We start from the raw sequence: 24,628 nt of genomic DNA, 5'->3' as shown, positions 1-24,628 counted from the left end.
GTCGTACTTCCTTTGACTCTCAGATCACGCAGCGGGCCGCGCGATTGCGCAGCGCGCGGATTGCGCTATATGCGGTCAACGCAGACGTCTTCGGGTTATCGGGCAACGGCTTGCCGCTCATCTCCAGCGACATCTCGCCGAACGCGCCACGCGCGACGATGCGATGCACGTTGCGCGTGACTGCGGGATCGGCAATAAGACGCACGGTCGTCTGATCGAGGCCGAGGCCTGCAAGCGCGACGGTCGCCGCAACGTTCGCGTTCTTCGGATACAGAAGTGCCGCTTCACGCGCGCTGCCTTCGAAGATCACGCGTGCTTCCGTCAGCGTGTGCAGATCGCAAACCTGTTCGGCGGGCGAGCCGAGCCAGCCCGTCGGCGGCTTGCGGCCGATGTATTGCACTTCGTCGAGACCGCCGAGCTTCGCCGCCGCCAACGCATCGATACCGCCGATCGCGCCGGACAACAGCGTCACCGTCGCGTGGCCTTCGTCAGCAGCAGCGTTCAGCGCGTCGAGCAACGCGAGGTCAGACAACGCGCCGATCGATGCAACCGCGCAATCCGTGCCCGCTTTCAGCAGCGGCACGACATGGCTGACCAGCGCGCCGTGCCCCGCACATTCGAGCGCGAACTGCGGGCGCGACTTCAACGCATCGACGGACCACACCACGTCCACATCCGGCCCGACCTGCTCGCGCACCGCATCGGCCTGATGCTCGGGCACGATCACGTGCGACACGTGCACTTGCGGATCGGCGGCGACCGCGCGATAAACGGTCTGGCCGATTGCGCCGAAGCCGATCATTGCAATGTCGATAGGCAGGTTGTTCATGGCGGCACCGTTGGCAGCGTGATTGGCTTCAGGCATGTTCCGGCTCCTGCTTGCGCACGGGCGGGCCTGCAAATGCCGTGGCGAACGTACCGACCGACAGCATGTCCACTTCGACCATCACGGGACCCGTCTTCGCCATGCCGTCGCGAACGATCGCTTCAGCCTGATCCAGCGACGAGATGCGGTAGTGCGTGAGGCCGAAGCTCGCGCAGAACTGCGCGAAGTCGGGTTGATGCAGTTGCACGTAACAGCGGCGGCCACCGTAGTGCGCGTCCTGAATGTTGCGGATCACGCCGTAGCATTGATCGTTCATCAACACGATCATCACGTTCGCGTTTTCCTGCACAGCCGTGACCAGTTCGCCGACGTTGACCATCAGGCCACCGTCGCCGACCAGGCACACGGTCTTCGACGCAGCATTCGCCAACGCCGCGCCAATCGCCATCTGGATGCCCTGGCCGATGCCGCCGCCGAGTGCATGCACGCCCGCGCGCGGCTGGAAGATCTTCAGCATGCGGTTGCCCCACGTGCTGTTCGAGATTGTCACGTCGCGCACCCAGTTGTAGTCGCGGCCCACTGCGTGTTGCAGCACGTCGACGAGGCGCTTGTACGGTCCGAGACCCTTGCCCGTTTCACCGACAGCGACTTCACGGGTTGCGGCGAGATCGCCTGCAAATGCAGGGTCGATCTTCATGCGGCCTTCGAGCAGCGTCGCCAGTTGATCGAGCACGTCGGCTGCATCACCGTGAATGAAAAGTTCGTTGCGATAGCCGCGGTTGTCGGCAAGTGCGTCAGCATCGACACGGAACAGCGGCTGCGGCAGCGCAAGCTTGTACTTGAGCGTTTCGTTGCCACGCAGGCGCGAGCCGACCACGAGCAGTGCATCGCAGGTCTTGTAGAACTTTTCGACGGTCGGCTGCACGTTGAATGCGCCGAGTGTTGCGGGATGATCTTCGGGCAGCACGCCACGGCCCTGCACGCTCGTGACGACGCCGAAGCCGAGCTTCACCAGACGCTCCACCTGCGTACGTGCATGACGCGTGCCGCCGCCGAGCCACAACAACGGACGCTTTGCTTTCGCGAGTTCATCGGCGAGTTGCTCGACGCGCTTCGTGTCGTGCGTCAGCGTCGTGATGTGCGGTGCCGTCATGTCGGCGGGCCATTCCACTTCGGCTGCCTGGATGTCGATGGGAATCTCGACGCTAACAGGGCCGCTCGGCGCCGTTTGCGCGACGCGCACGGCTTCACGCACCGTCGCCAGTGCCGTTTCGACTGAACGCACGCGATACGCCGCCTTCGAAATAGACGACAGCATGGCCAGTTGATCCGGCGCTTCGTGGATGTACGCGAGATCCTGATCCAGATACGTCGCTTCGATCTGACCGGTGATGTGCACGAGTGCCGTGCCTGCCGTCAGCGCTTCGACCATCGCGCCTGCCGCGTTGCCCGCAGCCGTGCCCGTGCTCGTGATCGCGACACCGAGGCCGCCCGACACGCGCGCCAGACCATCGGCCATGTTCAGCGCGCCCGCTTCGCCGCGCGCGCCGACATAGCGGATCTTGCCGCGCGAATTGATAGCGTCGAGGATCGGCATGTTGTGAATGGAGATCACGCCGAAAGCAGTCTGGACGCCGCACTGCTCGAGGAAAGCGGCGATCAGCTCGCCGACGGTGGTTTTGTTAGACATGACGTGCAACGCCTCCGGAAACATCGATATGGCTTCCCGTCGTGTACGACGACAGGGGTGTAGCGAGATAAAAGAGAGCTTGGGCGGCCTCTTCGGGAAGGCCTAAACGGCCGAGCGGAATGCTTTTCTTGCGTGCGAGTTCGCGGGTCCAGTCTTCCCAGCTTTGACCGGGCTGCGCCTGCGTCTGATAACGGCGGCGCCATTGGCCCGACTCGACCAGACCAATGAGAATCGAATTCACGCGGATGCCTTGCGGCGCAAACTCCACGGCCAGCGACTTGATCAGGTTCTGCACGCCTGCACGTGCCGATGAAGTCGCGACCATATGCGGTTCAGGCTGCAACGCGAGCAGCGAATTCACGCAGACAATCGAGCCATTGCCTTGCTGCGCGGCTTGCGCGAGCATCGGCAGAAAGGCGCGTGTTGGGCGGATTACGCTGAAATACTTGAGATCGAGTTCCTCGCGCCATGCTTCGTCGCTCGTGTCCGCAAAGGTCGACACGCGGCCCTGGCCTGCGTTGTTGATCAGCATGTCGGTGCGGCCGAAACGCTGCTGCACTTCATTCGCGAACTGCGCGACGTCGTCTGCGTCGAGCACGTTACAGCGTGCAGCCAGAAGTTGCGCTTGCGGATAATGGACACGCAGCGAGGCTTCAGCGCTCGCAAGCCGGTCGGCATCGCGTCCGCAAATCGCCACTGATGCGCCCGCGCGCAAAAAGAGTTCAGCCGTTGCGAGGCCGATGCCGGACGATCCGCCCGTCACCACTGCAACCTGTCCTGTCAGATCGATTTGATTCATCACAGCCCCAATGCTTTCATGTAGCGGCTTTCCGCCGACGGCCGATAGTTCAGCCGCAGCGACAGTTGCTCGGCTGCGTTACGCACCTTGTCGACCAGCCCGCCGTCGAGCAGCGCAGCGTCGATTTGCGGACGCGGAATCGTCGTCGTGATGACGGCAGCGATGCGCCCCGTGTCGTTGCGCACCGGCGCGGAAATCACGGAAATACCGTTTTCAAAGGACGATTCGCTGATCGCAAAGCCGCGCGCGGCATCGTCCTTCACGCGTTCGTACAGTTCCTCGACGGTCGCGGGCGTGTGCTTCGTGAAGCGTTCGAGCGTGTCTTCCGGATACAGCGCGCGCAGTTCGGCGAGCGAGAGATCGCCCATCAGCACATGTCCGTGTGTCGTTGCATGTGCGGGCAAACGCGTGCCGACGTTCACCTTCACCGAGCTGAACACGGGTGCATGGCTTTGCGCCTTCGCGACGAACACGACGTCACGGCCATCGCGGATCACGATGTGCGAGGTCAAACCCGTCGCGTCGCGCAGCGCTTCGATCAGCGGCAAGCCGAGATCCGTCAGTTCGAGCGAACTCAGATACTCAAACCCCAGGCGCAACACAGCGACGCCAAGACGATAGTTACGGTCGCGATCCGCGCGCTCAAGAAAGCCGAGCGCTTCGAGCGTTTGCAACAGACGGAACACCGTCGTGCGTGGAATGCCGAGGCGCTTCGACAACTCGGGTGCGCCGAGCACCGGCTCGCGCGGCGAAAACTCAGTGAGAATGCGCAGGCCACGTTCCAGACCTGGCACGCGATAGCTCGCGTCGCTGCGGTCTTCTTCTGCGTCAGGCACAGTGCCCGTCAATTCGGGGGTCATGCTTTGCTCCATTGGCCGTCGCTCGCGCGGCAGAATGCGTCGATGAGCGCGGTGTATTCGTCGCCTGCTTCGATGTAGCCCGCGTGACCCGCGCGCGGGATGATCTGCAAGCGTGTATGTGCCGCAAGTGCGATGCGTTCGCACGACGATGGCGGCGTGATCGCATCATCCGCGCCGACTGCAACGGCGATACGGCCTGTGTAGTTCGCGACATCGCTGGCGAGGTCGGCATTGGCGAGCAGATGCGTCGCCTGCGCGTAACCGTGCGGCACGATGCGCGACATGTTCCAGCGCACCCAGTCGCGCGACGCCTGATCGGCATGCGACGACAACATGTTGGCGCTGCGCTGTTCTGCGAGTCCTTGCGGGCCGAGTTCGGCGAGCATCGCGAGGCGGCTGTCGCGCTTCGATGCACGCACTTCTTCGGATGCTGCGCCGTAGCCCGCTGCGGGAGAAATCAGCAGCAAGCCCGCCACGCGTTGTGCATGCGACGCTGCAAACGAACCGGCGATGATCGCGCCGAGCGAATGACCGACCAGCACGCATCGCTCGATATCAAGCGCGTCGAGCCATTGCGCAAGCGAGATCGCGTATGCGTCGGCTTGCGGCGAAGCGGATTCAACCGGCGTCGATTCGCCATATCCCGGCGCGTCCCACGCGATCACACGGCGCGTCGTGCCGAGTCCTTCAAGCTGTTGCACCCACGAAGCGGCGCCCGAGCCGATGCCGTGCAACAGCACGAGCGGCAATGCGCCAGCATGTGCAGCGCCCGCTTCGCGATAGCCGAGCGTGCGTTGCGACGCAATCGCGATCCGCTTTGCCGGGAAGTGCGAGAGGCGCGTTTCCAGCGTGACGGATTGATCGGACTGATCGGCGGTGACGGGCAGTGCTGCGGACATGGCTTCGTTTCGCTTCGCTTCGTGAGTGAGGTGCTTTCGTTGCAGCGGATTTACTTCGCGAGATCGCGCTTGATCTTCGCGAGCGGCGAATCGGGCGGATACGTCGGCGTGATCGGCTTCGGCGCACCGAGCATCACGCACATCAACGCGTCTTCTTCACCGATGTTGATTTCCGTGCGATACACGCCCGGCGGCACCGAGATCAGATCGCGCTCGCCGAGCACGGCTTCCCACGTTTCGCCATCGCGCTCGCAGATCACTTTCATCTTGCCGCGCAGCACGAAGAAGATTTCTTCGACGTCGGTGTGAATGTGGCTCGGACCGATGTTGCCGGCGGGAATCACCATCGTCGAAAACGTGAAGCCGCCAGCAGGCACCGTGTTCATATCTTTGGCGACACCCGTGCCGCCCGTGCCGACATAACGCATTTGCGCGCGGCGATACTTCGGGTCGTAGTCGGCCTGGAACTTCAAAGCGTCCCAGTCGTAGCGGCGCGTTTCGAAGCGCGCGACACGTGAATCCAGCCATTGTTCGAAACTCGCGTCGGCGGGTTGGTCCCACGATTTGCGTTCGAGATCGGCGTCGGCCATTGTTTTCTCCATGTGGTTCGCTCGTTCGAGCAAGGTCAATTCATCACGAAGCCGCCGTTCACGGGCAGCAACTGGCCCGTCACGAAGCGGGCGGCATCCGTCAGCAGGAACAGCACCGGGCCCGTGACGTCGTCGGGCACCTGCGGGCGCGTCAGTGCGCGGCCTTTGAGGTAATACTCGTGGCGTTCAGCGGGCACGTAGGCAGTGGCTTCGACTTCCGTGAGGCCCGGCGCAATCGCATTCACCGTGATGCCGTGCGCACCGAATTCGCGCGCGAGCGAGCGCGTCATCGAAATCACTGCGCCCTTGCTGGCAACGTAAGCGAGCAGTTTCGGCGCACCCCACATCGCCGTATCGGATGCGATGTTCACGATTGCGCCGCGCTTCGAGTCACGCAGATGCGGCAGCGCTGCCGTGCACATCAGCCATGTGCCGCGCACGTTGACGTTCATCACCGCGTCCCACGTTTGCGTGGTCAACTCTTCTGCGAAGCGGCCGCCCGAGTTGGTGATTGCAGCGTTGTTGATCAACGCGTCGATGCCGCCCATCTTCTGTGCGGCCTGTTCGACGAACGCCGCGATGCTTTCAGGATTCGCGAGATCGAGCGCGACGAAGTGCACGTTCGCGCCGAGCTTCTCTGCGAGCGCGCGACCTTCTGCCTCGAGGACATCGCCGAACACGACTTGCGTGTCTGCCTTGGCGAGCGCTTCGATGAACGCTGCGCCAAGGCCGCGCGCGCCGCCCGTTACGACGACACGCCGCCCGTTCAGGCCGGAGAGCGTGACGTCAGGCATGAGCGTGCCCCGTCGATGCCTGCGCGGCCGCTTCCGCCTGCTTCGCCTTGAATGCGTCGAGATCGGCGAAATGCTGTTGCGCGCGTTGACGCAGCATGCGACGCACGCGCGTCATGCCGACATCGTGCTGATAGAGGAACTCGTGATCGCGTGCATTCGGAGCGAGGCTTTCGAGCACATAGCGGTCTTGCTCCAGCACCGCCCAATGCAGACCTTCCAGACGATTGCGATACAGAAAGCGCCATGCATCGCGCTGCCAGCCGCTCACCTTGCGCGTGCGCCAGAAGTAGACCTGGCAGTTGTCGTTATCGACCGGCACTGCAAAACCGATAATTCCGAAGCTGCCGCCGGGGCCGAACTTCTTTTTGTACGGAATCGCGAGGCGCATCCACAGGCCGCCCGTTTCGCCGAGTTCAACCCAGTCGAAATTCACGTCGCGCTGACCGACCTTTTCGAACATGAGGCCGGACTCTGTTTTGCGCACGCGCATGTCGGCCTGCTTGTCGCCTTCGGCCATCGAATGCGACGTCGCGTGCAGATACGCGCCGTGCATCGGGTCCATCACGTTGTCGATCGCGTACTGATAGTTGCACTTCCAGTTCGACACGCACAGAAACTGCGAGTACTCCGCGCCGACCAGTTCTTCGGGCAGCGAGAGCGGCGTCGGTTCTTTATGTGCATCGTCGCCGAACCACAGGAAGATCGCGCCTGCGTGCTCTTCGACGGGATACGACTTCACGCACTTCTGGCCTTCGAGCGGACAGGCCGACACGGCCGGCACCGACTGCACCGTGCCCGAGCCCTCCACTTCGATGCCGTGATACCAGCACGCGACGCGATTGCCGAGATTCCAGCCAAGCGACAGACGCGCGCCGCGGTGGGGGCAGCGGTCTTCGAGCGCGTGAACTTTGCCTTCCTGATCGCGCCACAGCACGATCTGATCGCTCAGACGCGTGAGGCCGATAGGCGCATTGCCAACTTGCCAGCTCGGCGCGACGGGATACCAGTAGTTCTTGATGCCGCGATCCAGATAGGCCTGGATCGGATCGGCTGCGGGGGTCGTTGTATTGAGGGACGTCATGAAGAAACTCCGTGTTCGCTTGGGTCGTGGACGCGTTGCGCTTATTCGGCAAGCAGCCGCAGTTCCGCGGCGAGACGCTCTTCGCTCCACTGCGCGCCATCCGGCGTGCGGAAGCCGATCCTGTTCAGGCCTGCCACCACTTCATGCAACTCGGCGGCGCCTGCTTCGAACACCTGTTCCAGCGCATCGCCGAAGTCGTTCTCGTACTGCGTCGGCTCGGCTTTGCGCGTCTGCCAGATCATGTTGTCCGTTTCGCCCGGCTTTTCGATCACGCCCTTGCCCGCGACGTTGTTCGGCTGCGGCGCGAGCCACGGCTTCAGGAAGGGATTGAAGTTCACGACAGCTTCTTTCATGTCATTCCACCTTGATCTGGATTTCTTCACCCGCGAGGCGCACGGAGTACGTCTTCAGGTCGCGGCCGCCCGGCTCTTTCATGCATTTGCCAGTCGGGATATGGAAAACGGCTTCGTGCAGCGGACATTCGACCGTGTCGCCGTCGATAAAGCCTTGCGTCAGCAGCGCATACGCATGCGGGCAGACGTTCTCGAGGGCGTAAAGCTCGTCGCCCACCTTGTAGATGCCGATTTCCTTGCCGTCGTCGAGCTTGAATTCGACGGGCGAGTCTTCGGAAAGCGCACCGGCGTGTCCGGCGCAAAGCCACTGTTCACTCATATCTCACCTTCTCCGACCAACCTGTTCCGTTCGCCTTGACGTTCCATCTAAGGAACATCAGTTTATGTATGGTCATTATAGGAACATGTTTGGACGGACAAAATAAAAATTCTGCGCTTCCAGGGAAAACACCGACAGCAGCGTTTTTGCAACGGATGGACCGACTAATGCGGGCCAAATCAAGGACTTGCTGCGCATAAAGAACGCGCGCGTACGGCACGGGATGCCATCTGATGAATGAGGGTTTTCACCGTCGCAAAAAGTTTTTTGATCGCCGTATTGACTCACTATACTTTCCATAGGCGATACATATGCCCATAGGTGGAACATAAAGCGGATAGCCAACAGAGCAGTCGACCAGAAGGCCATCCGGAGAGATGACAGGCAAAGGAAGAGAAAACGGCATGCCGTGATCTCGACCACACGATCAGGAGTACCAAGGGTGAAACGCATCATCGCTGCCGGCGTGGCAGGACTTGTGGTGACATCGACGGCGTGGGCGCAGAGCAGCGTCACGCTGTACGGCAGTCTGGATGCCGGCATTGCTTACGTGAGCAACGTCGGCGGCCATACGAAGTGGATGGAAGAACAGGGCAACATGCAGCCGGACCGTTGGGGTCTGCGCGGCGTCGAAGATCTGGGTGGCGGTCTGCACGCGATCTTCCAGCTCGAAAACGGCTTCTATACGAACACGGGCAACTTCGCGAAGGCGGGCACGCTGTTCAACCGGCAGGCGTATGTCGGTATCAGTTCCGATCAGGTTGGGCAGATCACGCTCGGCCATCAGACGCCGTTCAACTTCGACATGCTCGGCCCGCTCAGCACCGCATATCTCGCAGCAAGCTGGTATGCGTTTCACCCCGGCAACATCGACGAACTGGCGGACACAGGTGTCGTGCCGTACGACAACTCGGTGAAGTTCAAGTCAATCAGCTACGCGGGCTTCACAGTCGGCGCGATGCTCGGCCTCGGCAACACGACGAACTTCTCGACGGGCAAGACGATGAGCTTCGGCGTGAACTACGCGAACGGTCCGTTCAAGGCCGCCGCCGTATATTCGAACGAGCACAACCGCACGCCGTCGATCGTCACGACGGGCATCAACAGCTTCCAGGGGGAAGCTGCCGCAACGTATTCCGCCGACAAGGTCGAGAACATGGGCGCGGGTCTGTCGTATCAGCTTGGGAATCTGCTGTTGCATGCGCTGTACACGCGCGTGAAGCTGCAGTCGAACGGTTTCTCGGATACCTATCAAAGCTGGGACGCGGGCGCGAATTATCAGTTCACGCCGGCCAACACTGTCGCAGGCGGCGCCGCGACCACGACGCTCGCGGGCCGTCGCTGGACGCAGTTCGAAATCGGCGACATCTATGCGCTGTCCAAGAGCACGCAGGTCTACGTGAACGTGCTGTACGAGCACGCGAACGACAACGCGAACGCTGCGTTCTTCACGGCGGGTGTATCGGGCGGCCGCAATCAGGCGATCGTGCTGACGGGCATTCACCACTCGTTCTGAACGATGATCTGATCAGGTATGAAGCGAAACAGGCGGCTCAAAGGCCGCCTGTTTTTATTTATGTACGCTCGATCAACGTGAATGTGCGAGCGTCGGATCGTCAGCAGACGGCCGATAATTCAATCGCGTCGACAGATCGAGCGCCGCGCCGCACACCTTCGCGACGAGCGGTGCGCGCTCGTCGTCGCCGATATCGGAACGCGGCACGGTCACCGTCATCGCCGCGACGATCTTGCCCGTCTGGTCGCGCACGGGCGCGCTGACCACGGAAATGCCACGTTCGAACGATGCCTCGCTGAGCGCGTAACCTTGCGCGGCCGTGTCGCGCACGCGCTCATACAGTTCGTCGACAGTGGCAGGTGTGCGGTCCGTGAAACGTTCTAGCTGCTGCTCGGGGTATAGCTGGCGCAGTTGCATCAGCGAGAGATCGCCCATCAGCACCTGACCGTGCACAGTCGCGTGCGCAGGCAGCCGCGTGCCGACATGCACCTTCACCGAACTGAACATCGGATCATGCGTTTGCGCCTTCGCGACGAACACCACGTCGCGGTCGTCGCGTATCAGCAGATGCGTACTCAAGCCAGTCTGATCGCGCAGCCTTTCGAGAATCGGCGTGCCGAAATCGGTCAGTTCGAGCGAACTCAGATACTCGAAGCCGAGCCGCAGCACCGCGACGCCGAGCCGGAAATGCCGGTCGCCATTCGCACGTTCGAGAAAGCCGAGCGCTTCGAGCGTTTGCAGCAGGCGGAAGGTCGTGGTGCGCGGAATGCCGATGCGCTTCGACAGTTCGGGCGCGCCGAGCACGGGTTCGCGCGCCGAGAACTCGGAAAGAATGCGCAAGCCGCGTTCGAGGCCTGGCACGAGATAAGTCGACGCGCCGCTGGCTTCGTCGGCGGCGGATTCGGCTGGTGCTGCGCCTTCGATGCTTTCCGTGCCGCGCGCGGCTTCTTCGTCGGCGGCTGCGCGCGTTGCCTGCGGCCCGGCAGTCCGGCGTCCCGCTCCTGTCGTGTTGTCTCTTGCCATGTCCGGCTGGTGTCGTTTGAACCGGGGAAGAGATAGATGATAGCGCGAAGGGGTGGGCGGGGCGCCGTTCTGATCAGTAGCGGTCGATGTCCCGGTTCAACATCTTCAGCACGGTGCGGCCGTCCGGCGCGAAGTGCGTGCCGAAACGCACCAGGCCGTGCCTGCGCAGATGACACGACATCGTGAAGCTCAACAGCATGCCGGGATCGGTTTCCTCGATACTGATCTCGATGCTGGACAGGCGTGGTTCGTATTTGAGCAGCGTCGCTTCGATCTCGCGTCGCAATTTGTGCGCCGATGCAGGCAAATGCCGATAAATCTCGGACAGATCGGCAAGGCCGTAGTCCGGCAGATGCGCGAGTCCATTGCGACGGCTATTCAGGATGCGATGGATATTGTCCTGAACGGACAGAAACGTTTGGGTCTGTGCGTCGAATTCGTCGATGGCCGCGCCGTTAGCAAAGTGCCCGGTCACCATTTCGAACAGTCCGGGGCCGCCATGGCTCATACGGCAATCTCGTGAAGAAGCGGTCCGTCTTCGAAGTCGATGACCACGCCTTCCGTCTCGCTCGACGATAACCGTATCGTGGCCGGCAGTTTGCCTTGAGCTGAACGCAACAGCAACTCACGCGAGAGCACGGGCAGAATCTGCTGATCGAGCAGGCTATCGATATTCCGGGCGCCCGAGTCCGGCGTTCTGCAAGCCCCAACCATTTCATCGATTAACGTGGTCTCACAGACCAGTACCGCATCGAACCGTTTCGCGATCCGCTGCGCTACCTTGTCGAGCTTCATGCGAACAATGGCGGCGAGCGCGGCGTCGGAAAGAGGCCGATAGATCACCGTTTGAAAACGTGCGAGCAGCGCGGGCTGAAAGTGCTGCAGCAACGTGGGACGGATGATTTCCATCAACGCCGCGTCATTGACAGGCGCGCCGTTGGCACGCGTCATATCGTCAGTGTCTTGCGCGGGCTCATCGGCAGTGCTGTGCGGGAGCTCAGCAGCAGAGGCGATCTGCGCGCTAGCGAGATTCGACGTCATCAGAATGACGGTGTTACGAAAGTCGATGATGCGGCCTTCGCCATCACGCATGAAGCCGCGATCGAATACCTGATAGAACAGATTCAGCACGTCGCGGTGTGCCTTCTCGACCTCGTCCAGCAGGATCACACTGTATGGACGCTGGCGCACGGCTTCCGTCAGCACCCCGCCCTGGCCGTAGCCGACATAGCCCGGCGGCGAGCCTTTGAGTTGGGAAACGGTATGCGCTTCCTGATATCAATTGCTGCTCGAATACTTCACGTTTCCCGAGAAGTTCATGTTTGTCGATCTGCTCGGTCTCGACATCCAGGCAATCCCCGCTGCCGCTACGCACGTCGACGTCGAGATCGTCACGGCCCAGGCGTATCCCGACGACATGCGCTTCAACGCCGATAACCTTCGCCTCTACTGCACGCCGATCATCAATCTGTTCGCACTCGAAGCCGCGCCCGTCACCGTCACGCAGTTCGAGACCGAATACCGCGTGAACGCTCGCGAGCAATACGGCGCGAACGTCGAAGTCTATTCGGTCGATTCCGTGCAGGGTTTCGAAGCAGGCACAGGTCAGCGCTTCGAATATGTTCCGTTCGCGGCGTTTCGACATCGCGGCGGCATGCTGCGCCATGAAATGCCTGAGCGTTACTTTCACACCCGCGTGCGGCGCGGGCCGGCAGGACGGCTGGACACGTGGCTGGTGCTCGGCGGCCATGCATGGGAGCGTGCCGACACGCTTCCAAAGGAAACGCTATCGCTCTCGGTGACGGGCACCAATGGCATGCTGCCGCGCAAAGCGCTACGCGAAGCAGGCATCACGCGCATGCGCGGCGGTTTTACGAACATTGGCGCCGTGCGCAATCTGTGCGCGCCGACATTGCCCGTCTATCCGCCGACTGGCGACCGCTTTCAGTGGCGCGTGCTATCGCATCTCGCGCCGAATTATCTGTCGCTGCTCAACGCAGAGATCTTGCGCGGCAGTCTCGCGCTCTACGACTGGACGGACGGCGAACTGAACCGGCGGCGTATCGACGCAATCACCGATGTTCAGCATCACCTGCTGCAGAAACTGGTGCGCGGCGGCCTGCAACGCGGTGTCGAGATCGTCGTGACCATCGACAGCAGCCGCTTTGCCGGCGATGGCGATCTCGAACTGTTCGGCGGCATGTTGAACCGCTTTCTCGGGCTCTATGCCTCGCTCAACCTCTACACGAGGCTCGTGATCGTCTCGCAACCGACAGGCCGGCGCATCGAATGGCCGGACACCAAGGGCCAGGGAGCACCGCTTTGAACCACCGGCATGACGCGTTTCCATACGCGGTCAATAACGAGGTGAGCGAGCCCGGTCGACCGCTGCTGTCCGCATTGCTCGATCACGCGTCGCAGATGAATTTCTTCCGCTTCTGCCAGCTCATCGAGTTGACAGCGCCTGATCGGTCGCCGCTTGGCACGACGGATTCGCCGAAAGACGAGCCTGTTCGTTTTCGCTCGCACGGCCGGTTTGGGTTCCCCCGCCGGGAAATCGACGCGACCGAAATCAACGCCGACGATCCAACGAAACCGCCAGCCGTCGTCACCACCTTTCTCGGCCTCTATGGCGTCGATGCGCGCATGCCGTCGTACTTTGCCGATGAGATTGCGCAGAACCGCGAAGGCGCCGAGCCGCTCGCCGGCTTTCTCGATCTGTTCCATCACCGGATCGTTACGCAGTACTACCGCGTGTGGCGCAAGTATCGCTATCCGGCCGGTTTCAGAAAAGATGGCGCAGATGACATTTCGCAGTATCTGCTCAGCTACGCGGGACTCGGCATCGGCACGCCTGACATTGCGCGCAGGGTCGGTCCGCGCAAACTGCTGTCGATGCTCGGCCTCGCAGGTCAGAAGACACGCACGGCTGAAGGGCTGGCGGGCATTCTGCGTCACGCAGTGCCGGATACGCAGGTCGACGTCGATGAGTTTCATCCCGTCTGGATCGCCGTGCGCAGTGATCAACGGGCAGCGCTCGGCGAAGCGTGTCTGCTGGGTCGTGGCTTTCATGACAGAAGCAACAGCGTGCGCATCACACTCACGCCGCAAACACGCGAGTCCGTGCTCGCATTGCTTCCAGGCCATCACGCACATCGCGAAGTGATGACGTTGTTGCGGTTCTACCTCGGCTACGAGGCGCAGGCGCATCTCGAGATGCAGGTCTCGCCCGATCTGATGCCGGCACAGAAGATCAATACGAGCGATTTGCGGCTCGGCTTCACGACGCGCCTGCCAGGCACTGAGGCGTTGAGCCGTCACGGTGGCCGTACGCGCGTGCAACTGGGTGTCTGGACGGGCAACAGCAACGATGGTACGTCGATACCGTGATCCGCAGAACACAACAAACAACGCCGAAAACCATGAACAACAAGATGAACGCGCTCGGCATGAGCGCACTGACATTGACTGCACTGACGCTGGCCGGCTGCGGACTGACTCAGGCAGTGTCCGACAGCACCGTCGATGCAGCCAAATGGGTCTTCACGACGCAGGTAAAAACGATGAGCGTCGATCTCGTCAGCCGTGCGTCGTTGAATGAAAACGCAGCAGGGCAATCGCTATCGACGGTTGTGCGCCTGTATCAGTTGAAGGATGCGCAGAGCTTCCAGCAACTGGAGTACGCGCAATTGCAAACCGACGATCTCAACGCGCTGAAAGCCGATCTGCTTGCAACGCGCGATGTCGTGTTACGTCCCAACGCGAGCGCGAGCATCAGTGAGCCGATGCAGGAAGACGCACAGTATGTTGGCGTGGTCGCATTCTTCCGCAATCCGGACCGGGACTCGACGTGGAAGCTACTGGTGCCGAAAAAGCAGTGGAAGAAGACTGACCCTGTGAAGATCGTCGTGCGCGGCAACGTGATGGAACTCGTTGACGCAAAGCCTGAACCCGTTAAGCGCGACGCGCCGCAGCAGAGTGCACCGAATGCAGCCAGTGCACCAGCTGCGACCGCGCCGAAAGCATAAGACGTGGGTTCGGCCGGAATCGTCAGCATTACATCTTCCGATAAGCGCCCAAATCAAACCCGCCGCTTGCTCCGCCGAAACTGATCGAACAGCACCGCCAGCAACAGAATCCCACCACGAATCAGATACTGATAAAACGTCGGCACATTCAGGAGGCTCATCGCGTCCTGCACCGAGCCCATGATCAGCACGCCCACCAGCACGCCAGAGATCGTCGCGACGCCACCTGTCAGCGACACGCCGCCCAGCACGCAAGCCGCAATCACGCCGAGTTCGAGACCAACCGAAGTCTTCGGATCGCCGAGACTCATCCGCGCCGCGAGCATGACGCCAGCAAAACCCGTCACCAGGCCCTGCAGCACGAACACCGTGATCTTGATACGCGTAACAGGCAACCCCGCCAGCAACGCCGCTTCGCTATTGCCACCCACAGCCAGCACGTTCTTGCCAAACACCGTCTTGCGCAGCAGGAAACCAAACAGCACGAACCCAACGATATTGCTCCAGATCGGATACGAAATGCCGAGGAACGAACCGCCACCGAGATCGAAGAAACTCTCTTCCGAGATCATCACGGCATCGCCGTTCGACGTGATGAACGCGAGGCCGCGCACCACTTCCATCATCGCGAGCGTGACGATCAGCGAATTGATCTTGTAGCGCGCGATCAGCAGACCATTCACGAGGCCAACCGCGCCGCCCGCGAGCACGCCCGCCGCCACGCCGAGCCACACGCTATGCGTCACGGTAATCAGCGTCGAAGCCACGACGCCCGAAAACGCCACGATCGATGCGACGGAGAGATCCACTTCTCCGAGCGCCAGCACGAACATCATCGTCACGGAGATCGAACCGATCAACGTCACCGAGAGCAGCAGGCCCTGCATGTTGCGTGTCGTCAGAAAGTCGGGCCCCGCGAACGACAGCACCGCGAACAGAAGGCCGAACACCAGCACGATGCCCGACTTGTTGATCAGATCCCCCGTGCGCGCCGCGCGCGCGACCGCGCCTGGCGATGCGACGTGGCTGGCGGCCGGCTCGGTCGCCGGACGGGTGCTCGGTGTTTGCATGGGCTTCCAGTTCCGTGGTCTACGTGGTGCGCTGTTGCACGCGCTGCTTACTGCGGCAAAGCAAGTTTGATCAGCTGATCGGGCGTGGCCTGCGCTTTCGGCAGATCGCCGACGATGCGCCCTTCCTTCATCACCAGCACGCGGTCCGCAATGCCGATCACTTCCGCCAGATCGCTCGATACGACGATCACCGTGCGTCCTGCTTCCGCGAGGTCGTACAGCAGTTCGTAGATTTCCGCGCGTGCGCCGACGTCGATACCACGCGTCGGCTCGTCGAGCAGAAACACGTCGATGCGCTCCGCGAGCCAGCGCGACAGAATCACTTTCTGCTGGTTGCCGCCCGACAACGTGCCGATCACGGTTTCCGTGTTGCGCGTCTTGATCGACAGCTTGTCGATGTATTCGCGGGTCAGGTCGCGTTCGCGCTTGCCGTTCAACAGGAAGCTCAACGGACTGAAATGCCGCCGCGCGCTGATGTTCAGGTTGTCGGCCACGGACGCAATCGCGACGATGCCTTCCTGCTTGCGATCTTCCGGGCATAGCGCAATGCCTGCGCGCACGGCATCGCGCGGCGTCGCGAACGACACGCGCTTGCCATTGAGTTCGACGTGTCCTTGCGTCGGCTGCGTCGCGCCATAGAGCAGCTTCATCAACTCGGAACGCCCGGCGCCCACCAGTCCGAAGAAGCCGACAATCTCACCCTTGCGCGCAGTGAAGGAGACCGGAGCGGACAGCCCCGGCCCCATCAACTGTTTCGCTTCAAGCTGCACGTCGCCCGCTTCGCGCGGACGGTATCCATACACATCGCGGATCGAGCGGCCCACCATGCAACTGATGAGACGATCACGATCCAGGTCCGCAACCGAATCAAACGTCTCGATGCGGCGACCGTCGCGGAATACCGTGACGCGGTCGCACAGTTCGTAGACCTCGTCCATCCGGTGCGTGACGTAAATCACCGCGCGCCCTTGCGCGCGCAGTGCATTGATGATCTTGAAGAGCCGTTCCGTTTCGCGTGCGGACAATGAACTGGTCGGTTCGTCGAAGGCGATCACGCGCGCATCGCGCATCAGCGCCTTGCCGATTTCTATCATCTGACGCTGGCCGATCGACAGGTTCTTCACCTGCATGTGCGGATCGATCGACTCGCCGAGACGCTCCAGTTCCGTCATCGCCCGCTTGACGAGCGACTTCTCGTCGAGCACGCCGAAGCGGTTCGGCAACTGCCCGAGCATCAGGTTTTCTGCCACCGTCAGCTCGGGCACGAGATGCAGTTCCTGATAGATGATCGCGATGCCCGCCTCGATCGCGGCTTTGGTGGTCGTGAACCTGTGCTCGACGCCGGCAAGGCGCAATGCGCCCGCCTGCGTCTGGTTCACGCCCGACAGCACTTTCAGCAGCGTCGATTTGCCTGCGCCGTTCTCGCCCATCAGGCCGTGCACTTCACCGCCGCGCACTTCGAACGACACGTTGTCGAGCGCCACCACGCCCGGAAACGCGACGGTGATGCCGTCGAGTTCGAGATGCGTGGCGGACGCCGTCAGCGGTTGATCCGAAGGTGCGACGTAAGTTGCGCGGGTGGACTGCGTGGCGCTGGCGGCGTCATTCGCGTTCATCGTGTTTCGCATCCGTTCTGCTGCTTCAGATTCCGAGTTCCGTACGCACGTCCTTCCAGTTTTCGCGCGTCATCAGCTTGCCCGTGGTCTGCGTGTCAGCAGGCGGCGTCTTGCCCGACTTGATCCAGTCGACGAGGTTCTGCGTGCTCTGCTTGCCGTGATTCGTCGAGCTGACCGCGATCGTGCCGTAGAAGCCCGTCGGTTCCTTCTTCTGGAACTCAGCGAACGCTTCGCCTGCACCGTTGATGCCGACGCCGATCACATCCGAGCCGGGAATATGAAGCTGCTCGGTGGCACGCACGCCGCCCAGCACGGTCTCTTCGTTCACCGCGAAGATCACCCACTTCTTGATGTTCGGATGCTTCGACAGCACGGGCGACGCTGCGTTGAAGCCGCCTTCGGCGTCGGTGGTCTTTTGCGGCGCGTCGAAGATGTTGTCCTTCTTGAAGCCGTTCGCGAGCAGCGATTCCGTTGCGCCGTCGGTGCGCAGCCTGGCCGTCGGCAGTTCGTAGTCGGTGATGCGGATCGCGCCGACTTCTTCCGGCTTCCAGCCGCGCTTCTTCATTTCGTCGGTGATCGCCTGGCCAACCTGATTGCCGATCTTGAATGCCGACATGCCAAGGTGCGGCACGCCCGCGAGCGGCTTGCCCGTCGAGTCGACGAGTTGATCGTCGACGGTCACGAACTTCATGTTGTAGCGCTTTGCACGCGCCTGAATCGCCGGCCCGAGACGCACGTCGGGCGGGCAGATCACGAAGCCTTGCGCGCCCTGTGCGCCGAGGTTGTCGATGGCCGCCAGCACCTTCTCGCCGTCAGGCGCGCCGATGTTCACCACCGAAAAGCCTTCCTTCGCGCCCAAAGCGGTCGCCGCCTTCTGCTCGTTGATGAACCATGCCTGTTCGGGCATCTTCACGAGCACGCCGATTTTCAGCGGCGCGTCCGCGTGCGCGGTCATCTGCATGGCGAACGGCGCGGCCAGTAATGCGGCCGCCATCGCGGACAACGTGAGGCGTCGAAGCTTGCGGGTCATGCTTGTCTCCTTGGATCAGGTCGTTGCTTATGGTTGTTCGAATCAACGCTAAACAGGTCTAAAGGGACGACCAGGCCCGCGTTCTCTCAGGCTCTAGTCGTGAAACGGCTCGACCTCGTGACGACGGCCAAGCAGGAAAGCATCGGCGACCAGTCGCAGCGGACGCACGTCCACGTCGTGCTCGCCATGTGTGATCAGCCAGTGGAACCGTTCATACAGCGACGGATACTCGCGCTCAGGGCCGACATCGACGGGCTTGCCAGCGATCGCCAGCTTCTTGCCGCCTTCGCTCAGATGCAGATCGCCGTCCGTGGTCTTCACGACGATTTCCCATTGCTCGACGGGACCATGACGCCAGTCGAATTCGGCGCGCACGGGCACGCCTGCTTCGTCGATGAAATCGAGGTCGGCGGCGATAGGCGTTTGCACGTTGGCGGGCACCGAGAGCGTCGCTTCACGCAGGATCACTTCACGCGGCAGCATGTGCGTGATGATCGACAGCGCGTTGATGCCCGGATCGAACACACCGAGTCCGCCCGGCGTCCAGATCCACGCCTGACCCGGATGCCAGCGGCGCACGTCTTCTTTCCAGCGCACCTGCACTTCCTGCAACGTGCGCGACGCGAGCCATGCACGCGCCGTTTCGACTGCAGGTGCATAACGCGAATGCCATGTCGCGAACAGCGTGCGGCCCGCGTGCTTCGCCATCGAACGCAATACGTCCACTTCGTGCACGCTCGCGCCAGGCGGCTTTTCGAGCATCACATGCTTGCCCGCTTCGAGCGCCACGCGCGCCTGATCGAAGCGCACTTGCGGTGTCGCGCACAGCGAGATCGCATCGAGCTGCGGCTCGGCCGCAAGCATCTCTTCGATGGTCTTGTAGTTGCGCACGCCGTCGACGCTCGCATTGCGGCTCGCACACGCAACAAGCTCGAAGCCGTCGAGCGCGGCGATAGCGGGGAGATGCTGGTCGCGCGCGATCTTGCCCACGCCGACGATGCCGATAGAGAGTCTGTTGTTCATATAGTGAGCTTCGAGGGACTAACGGATTGTTAGCGGCCTCAGCGTAACGCAAGCGCATTCAATGCGCGCACGAGTTCGCATGGATCGATGCAAGTGGCGTTCGACACGGAATCGATCTGCTCAGTATGTGAAGCGAAGTCACGTTTGCCCGACATTGCCACTATTTGAGACTCCTCATTTTCAGCACGCCGCCAACTGGTAAGCCGATACCCCTACCGACGAATTAGCCAAACTATATGCGTGACGAGAGTGGCTTGTGATTAGTACTTTCCCCCATGCACACCACTAAAAAGTCATTCTATTTGTCTCTATCAGTCCCGAGCCAGACGTATTACAGTGCAATACGTACCCGCTATTTAAGACATTCTGCTGAAGATGGGTTTTTCAAAAGTTTGCCTGTAAACCCCATTGGACATCGGCGCATACGGCGCATATAGTATTACTATATTTAGACAATATCGAACGAGACACCATGAGCGACCAACCCCGCAAACTGCGCTCCGCCGCCTGGTTCGGCACCGCCGACAAGAACGGCTTCATGTACCGCAGCTGGATGAAAAATCAGGGCATCCCCGATCACGAATTCGATGGCAAGCCGATCATCGGCATCTGCAATACGTGGTCCGAACTCACGCCGTGCAACGCGCACTTTCGCAAGCTCGCGGAACATGTGAAGCGTGGCGTGTATGAAGCGGGCGGCTTTCCCGTCGAGTTCCCGGTGTTCTCGAACGGCGAGTCGAACCTTCGGCCCACGGCCATGTTCACGCGCAATCTCGCGAGCATGGATGTTGAAGAGTCGATTCGCGGCAACCCTATCGATGCCGTCGTGCTGCTTGCCGGTTGTGACAAGACCACGCCCGCGCTGCTGATGGGCGCCGCGAGTTGCGACGTGCCCGCGATCGTCGTGAGCGGCGGGCCGATGCTCAACGGCAAACATGAAGGACGCGACATCGGCTCGGGCACGGTGGTGTGGCAACTGAGCGAGCAGGTGAAAGCGGGCAAGATTTCGATTCACGAATTCATGTCGGCAGAAGCGGGCATGTCGCGTTCTGCAGGCACCTGCAACACGATGGGCACGGCATCGACGATGGCCTGCATGGCCGAAGCGCTCGGCGTCACGCTGCCGCACAACGCGGCGATTCCCGCTGTCGATGCGCGCCGCTATGTGCTCGCGCATCTGTCCGGCATGCGCATCGTCGAGATGGCGTTGCAGGATGTGCGGCTTTCGAAGCTGCTCACACGCGAAGCGTTCGAAAACGCAATCCGTGCGAATGCGGCAATCGGCGGATCGACCAATGCGGCGATTCACCTGAAAGCGATTGCGGGACGCATCGGCGTGAATCTCGAACTCGACGACTGGACGCGCATCGGACGCGGCACGCCGACGCTTGTCGATCTGCAGCCGTCAGGGCGCTTTCTAATGGAGGAGTTCTATTACGCAGGCGGTCTGCCTGCTGTGCTGCGCAGACTCGGCGAAGCGAACCTGTTGCCGCATCCCGATGCGCTCACGGCGAACGGCAAGACGCTGTGGGAGAACTGTATCGACGCGCCGCTCTATAACGACGAAGTGATCCGTCCGCTCGACAAGCCGCTGCGCGAAGACGGCGGCCTGTGTGTGCTGCGCGGCAATCTCGCACCGAATGGCGCGGTGCTCAAGCCATCCGCGGCGACGCCTGCATTGCTGAAACACCGCGGCCGCGCCGTGGTATTCGAGAACTTCGACGACTACAAGAAGCGCATCGCCGATCCCGAACTCGACGTCACGGCAGACTCGGTGCTGGTGATGAAAAACTGCGGGCCAAAGGGCTATCCGGGCATGGCCGAAGTCGGCAACATGGGCTTGCCGCCCAAGCTGCTCGCGCAAGGCGTGACGGACATGGTGCGGGTGTCGGACGCCCGCATGAGCGGCACGGCATATGGCACCGTCGTGCTGCACGTCGCACCGGAAGCGCGCGCGGGTGGTCCGCTGGCTGTCGTGCGCAACGGCGACTGGATCGAGCTGGATTGCGATGCAGGCCGCCTGCATGTCGATATCGACGAGAAGGAGATGACTGCGCGCCTCGCCGAATGGAAGGAGTCGCAGCAACGCAATCCCGCCGATGCGAGCGGCTACCGCAACCTCTACATCGACCATGTGATGCAGGCCGATCAGGGCTGCGATTTCGACTTTCTGGTGGGTTGCCGCGGCGCGGACGTGCCCGCGCATTCGCATTGAAGCACTGAGTTATCAGGCGACAGAACGCGCCGTCACGCGGCGCGTGGCGAATCAGGTCAGGCTGTGCGCGCCGATGCCGAGAATCCTGTCGGCGTCGGCGCGTGCATTTTCAAGCTGCACGAGACTGGCCTGACGGGCTGCCAAGGCGTCGCGATTCTGGATCGCGGTGAGGATAGCCTTGTGGCGCGGCAGCGAGAGCGCGTGGGTATCGGGATGGCGGCTCGTCAGCTTGATCGATTCCGTCAACGCCAGCGACATCATGTTGCCGATATACGCGAGCATGTCGTTGTGCGTTGCAGCCATGATCGCGCGGTGAAACTCGAGGTCAGGTTCGAGCAGATCGCCGGCACTTTGCGCGTGCTCCATGCGGTCGTAGGCCGAGCCGATGCGTTCGAGGTCTTCGTCCGTAGCGGCCGTGGCAGCGAGCGCTGCCGCAGCCGGTTCGATGATGCGGCGCACCGTCATCAGCGACAGGAAGAATTCACCTTCGGGAATGCTGTTGAGGGTCCAGTAGAGCACATCGGGATCGAGCATGTGCCATTCCTCGCGCGGCCGCACTACGCTGCCCACGCGCGGCTTCGAAATGACCAGCCCTTTGGCGACCAGCACGCGCGTCGCTTCGCGCAGCACCGGGCGGCTCACGCCATACTTCTCACAAAGTGTCGCTTCGGCGGGCAGGCGTTCGCCCGGCACCAGCCTGCCGCTGACGATCTCGATACCGAGTTCCTGCACGATCCGCGCATGCAGGCTTTTGCGTTTCTGAAGATGCCGGTAGTCCATGATGTATTTGTTGTGGCCGTGCGAATGCGGATAGCTGTACCGTTCCCTTGGCGGGCTGTGCAAGCATAGCATGGGGCGCATGCACCGCCTTCCGCTTTGACGAAGCACCACGCACCATCATTATGGCGCTGCCGTGATGTGCTGATGCGTACGTTGCGCCGCGTTGGGTTCGTTTTTTGCTTGATTGCCGTTGAATGGGCTGCTTTACTCGAAGCTACACGAAACGCAGCCTGGACAACCGCGCATTCACTTCGACATGGACCACGGCAATGAAGCTCAAACCGCTACTTCTGCTTGTTGCGTGCGTGGCGGCGGCGAACGTCGGAACGGCCGCCACGCGCGATGAGCAAACCAAGGCCTGCAAGCACGACGCCATCAAGTTCTGCGCGATCCATATCCCGAACAAGGAGAAGATCGAGGCGTGCATGAAGCAACACTACGACAAGCTGTCGCCGAAATGTCAGGCAATGTTCGACGCACCTGACGATAACGACAACGGCAACAGCAGCGACAGCCAGTCGTCGAGCTAGGCGTGCTCAGCGCGCCTTGACGAGCGGCACGGCCACTTCGACGCGGCCCGTTGCCAGACCGGCCGTGTTGCGCATGGTGCGCAGCCGGAAGCCATCGAGCGCGCGATGTGTGACCTCGTCGCCGATGTCGAGCTTCGTCAGCAGATCGGCGACGATCGCATAGAGCATCGCCACGTTGCCGTCTTCCACCTTCACCGCGATGCCGAGCGCACCCTTTGCGCCGAGCTTCGCCGTTTGCGCCGATGCACGCACGCCAATCGCATAGCTCGCTTCCGCGCCGAGCTTGCCGACCAGCGCGCCGTTGGCTGCGCCCATCAGCAGCGTGCAGAAACGCCCTTCTCCCGCGACCATTTCCGGATGCGACGTCATCGCGCGATAGATATGCGCGAGTGCCGCATCGCGTTTCGTATCCGACGATACATGCCCATCGGCGGCACGTGCGAGCTTCATGTAGAGACGCGCCAGATGGTCAAGCGGGAAAGCCGGCGTGGGCAGATTGCAGCCGTCGGTAGCCCATTGCACTTGCGCTTCGGACAGATCGCACGCCTCGGCAAGCGTGCGCTTCACGAGCGCCTGCAACGGATGCTCAGGCAGATGGTAATCAGCGAGCGCCAGGCCCAGCGCGCGCGCACCTGCGAGCATGCCGGCGTGTTTGCCCGAGCAGTTGCTGCACACGGCGCCTGGAATGAAATCGCGCTTGATCCAGTCGCGATACACGGCATCCGAAATGGGGGGATGGCCGCCGCAACGCAAATCGGCCTCGCTGGCCTGCGCTTTCTCGAGCATGCTGCGCGCGCGTTCGATATGCCGCGCCTCGCTGCTATGTGAGCCGCACATCAGCGCGAGGTCGGCATCGTCGAAACGGAAGCGTTCCAGCGCGCCCGTTTCAACGACGGCGAGCGCCTGAGCCGGCTTCGCCGCCGACCGGGCCAGCGTGAGCCGCGACGGCTCGCCGCACGAAGCCAGCAGCGTGCCGTCCGTATCGACGACGGCCACATGGGCGATATGCGTGTTCTCGACGACATCGCCGCGATAAACGGTTGCAGCAACGGACATGCGGGTCTCCTTTCGTATTCGGTTCGGTCTGCGGATACAGCACGGATAGGGCAGACATGCCCGCGGATTCTACAACCCTGCCAGGCGCAATACGTGCGTGTCGAGTACATTGGATTGACCGGCGCACGCTGCACGCGCCGGATTCGTCCGACTCAGGCCGCGCAAGCGGAATCGATCGCATAACTTTTACAACAGGAGAACAGCCATGCAACTCACCCAAAAACTGATCGTCCTCTTCGCCTCGGCCGCGCTGGGTATCGGCGCGGCTGCGCCTGCGTTCGCGCAGAACGACACGTCCGGCGGCACGGATGCCGCTGGCATGGCCGCGTCCGCCGCGAAGCCGACCAAGGCGCAGCGCAAGCAGGCGCGCAAGGAAGCGCGCGCCAAGAAGAACGCAGAACTGAAGAAGCTCGAAGACGCGGGCTACCAGCCGGGCCGCGCGAACGATCAGAACTACCCGCAGGATCTGCAGGACGCGCAGAAAAAAGCCGGTATCGGACAGGGTACGGGCCAATAAGCTTGCATCGTAA

At 61.8% G+C, this 24,628-nt stretch carries 25 protein-coding genes and 2 pseudogenes; 7 read left to right on the top strand and 20 right to left on the bottom strand.

Annotated features, from left to right (window positions below):
• Positions 1-19: 19 nt before the first annotated feature.
• From DK391_RS03285 to DK391_RS44090, 11 genes are all read right to left on the bottom strand, one after another.
• On the bottom strand, positions 20-865 hold the full coding sequence (locus tag DK391_RS03285; RefSeq protein WP_109476561.1) for an aspartate dehydrogenase: 846 nt from the start codon (positions 863-865) through the stop codon (positions 20-22).
• A complete protein-coding gene (locus DK391_RS03280) occupies positions 858-2,516 on the bottom strand; it encodes a thiamine pyrophosphate-binding protein (protein ID WP_109476560.1) in 1,659 nt (552 codons plus the stop codon). The genes DK391_RS03285 and DK391_RS03280 overlap by 8 nt, the downstream gene beginning before the upstream one ends.
• Complete coding sequence (locus DK391_RS03275) at positions 2,509-3,315, bottom strand: SDR family oxidoreductase (RefSeq protein WP_109476559.1); 807 nt, start codon at positions 3,313-3,315, stop codon at positions 2,509-2,511. Before DK391_RS03275 ends, DK391_RS03280 begins: the two co-directional genes overlap by 8 nt.
• Positions 3,315-4,175, bottom strand: a complete 861-nt coding sequence (locus DK391_RS03270) for an IclR family transcriptional regulator (protein ID WP_109476558.1) — start codon at positions 4,173-4,175, stop codon at positions 3,315-3,317. Before DK391_RS03270 ends, DK391_RS03275 begins: the two co-directional genes overlap by 1 nt.
• Complete coding sequence (locus tag DK391_RS03265) at positions 4,172-5,074, bottom strand: alpha/beta fold hydrolase (protein ID WP_109476557.1); 903 nt, start codon at positions 5,072-5,074, stop codon at positions 4,172-4,174. Before DK391_RS03265 ends, DK391_RS03270 begins: the two co-directional genes overlap by 4 nt.
• 50 nt (positions 5,075-5,124) lie before the next feature.
• Positions 5,125-5,664 (bottom strand): cupin domain-containing protein, encoded by a 540-nt coding sequence (locus DK391_RS03260; protein ID WP_109476556.1) that lies wholly within the window; start codon positions 5,662-5,664, stop codon positions 5,125-5,127.
• A gap of 35 nt (positions 5,665-5,699) precedes the next feature.
• Complete coding sequence (locus tag DK391_RS03255) at positions 5,700-6,458, bottom strand: SDR family oxidoreductase (RefSeq protein WP_109476555.1); 759 nt, start codon at positions 6,456-6,458, stop codon at positions 5,700-5,702.
• Positions 6,451-7,539 carry an aromatic ring-hydroxylating dioxygenase subunit alpha gene (locus DK391_RS03250; RefSeq protein WP_109476554.1) on the bottom strand — a complete coding sequence of 363 codons (1,089 nt, stop codon included), beginning with the start codon at positions 7,537-7,539 and terminating at the stop codon, positions 6,451-6,453. Before DK391_RS03250 ends, DK391_RS03255 begins: the two co-directional genes overlap by 8 nt.
• 41 nt (positions 7,540-7,580) lie before the next feature.
• Entirely contained in the window at positions 7,581-7,892 is a 312-nt protein-coding gene (locus tag DK391_RS03245) for a recombinase-like helix-turn-helix domain-containing protein (protein ID WP_109476553.1), read from the bottom strand.
• A 1-nt stretch (position 7,893) separates the two neighbouring features.
• A complete protein-coding gene (locus DK391_RS03240) occupies positions 7,894-8,211 on the bottom strand; it encodes a non-heme iron oxygenase ferredoxin subunit (RefSeq protein ID WP_109476552.1) in 318 nt (105 codons plus the stop codon).
• Positions 8,212-8,286: 75 nt separating this feature from the next.
• The gene (locus tag DK391_RS44090) at positions 8,287-8,667 is read right to left on the bottom strand and encodes a hypothetical protein (protein WP_162600660.1); all 381 of its coding nucleotides are present in this window, start codon (positions 8,665-8,667) and stop codon (positions 8,287-8,289) included.
• Here DK391_RS44090 and DK391_RS03235 point away from each other — a divergent pair.
• On the top strand, positions 8,654-9,727 hold the full coding sequence (locus DK391_RS03235; RefSeq protein WP_109476551.1) for a porin: 1,074 nt from the start codon (positions 8,654-8,656) through the stop codon (positions 9,725-9,727). The genes DK391_RS44090 and DK391_RS03235 overlap by 14 nt on opposite strands.
• 72 nt (positions 9,728-9,799) lie before the next feature.
• On the opposite strand, the gene DK391_RS03230 is transcribed toward DK391_RS03235, so the two are convergent.
• The 3 genes and pseudogenes from DK391_RS03230 to DK391_RS03220 all read right to left on the bottom strand — a co-directional run.
• Positions 9,800-10,750 carry an IclR family transcriptional regulator gene (locus tag DK391_RS03230; protein WP_109476550.1) on the bottom strand — a complete coding sequence of 317 codons (951 nt, stop codon included), beginning with the start codon at positions 10,748-10,750 and terminating at the stop codon, positions 9,800-9,802.
• Positions 10,751-10,823: 73 nt separating this feature from the next.
• Complete coding sequence (gene tssE, locus DK391_RS03225; protein WP_109476549.1) at positions 10,824-11,258, bottom strand: type VI secretion system baseplate subunit TssE; 435 nt, start codon at positions 11,256-11,258, stop codon at positions 10,824-10,826.
• Positions 11,255-12,028, bottom strand: a pseudogene (locus DK391_RS03220) (AAA family ATPase); the annotation flags it as partial. The gene tssE and the pseudogene DK391_RS03220, both read right to left, overlap by 4 nt.
• Here DK391_RS03220 and tssF point away from each other — a divergent pair.
• From tssF to tssJ, 3 genes and pseudogenes are all read left to right on the top strand, one after another.
• Positions 12,027-13,076 (top strand): annotated as a pseudogene (gene tssF / locus DK391_RS03215) (type VI secretion system baseplate subunit TssF); the annotation flags it as partial. The pseudogenes DK391_RS03220 and tssF sit on opposite strands and share 2 nt — an antisense overlap.
• Before the next feature lie 95 nt (positions 13,077-13,171).
• Entirely contained in the window at positions 13,172-14,140 is a 969-nt protein-coding gene (gene tssG / locus DK391_RS03210; protein ID WP_204117280.1) for a type VI secretion system baseplate subunit TssG, read from the top strand.
• A 32-nt stretch (positions 14,141-14,172) separates the two neighbouring features.
• Positions 14,173-14,778 (top strand): type VI secretion system lipoprotein TssJ, encoded by a 606-nt coding sequence (gene tssJ / locus DK391_RS03205; protein ID WP_109476546.1) that lies wholly within the window; start codon positions 14,173-14,175, stop codon positions 14,776-14,778.
• 53 nt (positions 14,779-14,831) lie between these two features.
• Here the strand turns inward: tssJ and araH are convergent, their stop codons facing one another.
• The 4 genes from araH to DK391_RS03185 form a co-directional block, all read right to left on the bottom strand.
• Positions 14,832-15,848: an L-arabinose ABC transporter permease AraH gene (araH, locus tag DK391_RS03200; protein ID WP_109476545.1), complete on the bottom strand. Its 1,017-nt coding sequence runs from the start codon at positions 15,846-15,848 to the stop codon at positions 14,832-14,834.
• Between the two features lie 47 nt (positions 15,849-15,895).
• Complete coding sequence (gene araG / locus DK391_RS03195; protein ID WP_239482686.1) at positions 15,896-17,464, bottom strand: L-arabinose ABC transporter ATP-binding protein AraG; 1,569 nt, start codon at positions 17,462-17,464, stop codon at positions 15,896-15,898.
• A gap of 25 nt (positions 17,465-17,489) precedes the next feature.
• On the bottom strand, positions 17,490-18,494 hold the full coding sequence (locus DK391_RS03190) for an arabinose ABC transporter substrate-binding protein (RefSeq protein ID WP_109476543.1): 1,005 nt from the start codon (positions 18,492-18,494) through the stop codon (positions 17,490-17,492).
• A 93-nt stretch (positions 18,495-18,587) separates the two neighbouring features.
• Positions 18,588-19,517 carry a Gfo/Idh/MocA family oxidoreductase gene (locus tag DK391_RS03185; protein ID WP_109476542.1) on the bottom strand — a complete coding sequence of 310 codons (930 nt, stop codon included), beginning with the start codon at positions 19,515-19,517 and terminating at the stop codon, positions 18,588-18,590.
• Positions 19,518-19,989: 472 nt separating this feature from the next.
• Here DK391_RS03185 and DK391_RS03180 point away from each other — a divergent pair, with 472 nt between their 5' ends.
• Positions 19,990-21,732, top strand: coding sequence for an IlvD/Edd family dehydratase (locus DK391_RS03180; protein WP_109476541.1), 1,743 nt, complete (start codon positions 19,990-19,992; stop codon positions 21,730-21,732).
• A 51-nt stretch (positions 21,733-21,783) separates the two neighbouring features.
• On the opposite strand, the gene DK391_RS03175 is transcribed toward DK391_RS03180, so the two are convergent.
• The gene (locus DK391_RS03175) at positions 21,784-22,512 is read right to left on the bottom strand and encodes a FadR/GntR family transcriptional regulator (RefSeq protein WP_109476540.1); all 729 of its coding nucleotides are present in this window, start codon (positions 22,510-22,512) and stop codon (positions 21,784-21,786) included.
• Positions 22,513-22,781: 269 nt separating this feature from the next.
• Between DK391_RS03175 and DK391_RS03170 the strand changes: the two genes are divergently transcribed.
• On the top strand, positions 22,782-23,042 hold the full coding sequence (locus DK391_RS03170) for a hypothetical protein (protein ID WP_109476539.1): 261 nt from the start codon (positions 22,782-22,784) through the stop codon (positions 23,040-23,042).
• A 6-nt stretch (positions 23,043-23,048) separates the two neighbouring features.
• Here the strand turns inward: DK391_RS03170 and DK391_RS03165 are convergent, their stop codons facing one another.
• Positions 23,049-24,098 (bottom strand): asparaginase, encoded by a 1,050-nt coding sequence (locus DK391_RS03165; RefSeq protein WP_109476538.1) that lies wholly within the window; start codon positions 24,096-24,098, stop codon positions 23,049-23,051.
• 205 nt (positions 24,099-24,303) lie between these two features.
• On the opposite strand from DK391_RS03165, the gene DK391_RS03160 reads away from it, so the two are divergent.
• Positions 24,304-24,615 carry a DUF4148 domain-containing protein gene (locus tag DK391_RS03160; protein ID WP_109476537.1) on the top strand — a complete coding sequence of 104 codons (312 nt, stop codon included), beginning with the start codon at positions 24,304-24,306 and terminating at the stop codon, positions 24,613-24,615.
• Positions 24,616-24,628: the final 13 nt, after the last annotated feature.

This window comes from Paraburkholderia sp. C35, assembly GCF_003121405.1.
In the GTDB taxonomy this organism is placed as follows: Bacteria; Pseudomonadota; Gammaproteobacteria; order Burkholderiales; family Burkholderiaceae; genus Paraburkholderia.
The sequence above is the reverse complement of the archived record's forward strand: the minus strand, read 5'-3'. Positions and strand labels throughout refer to the sequence as shown.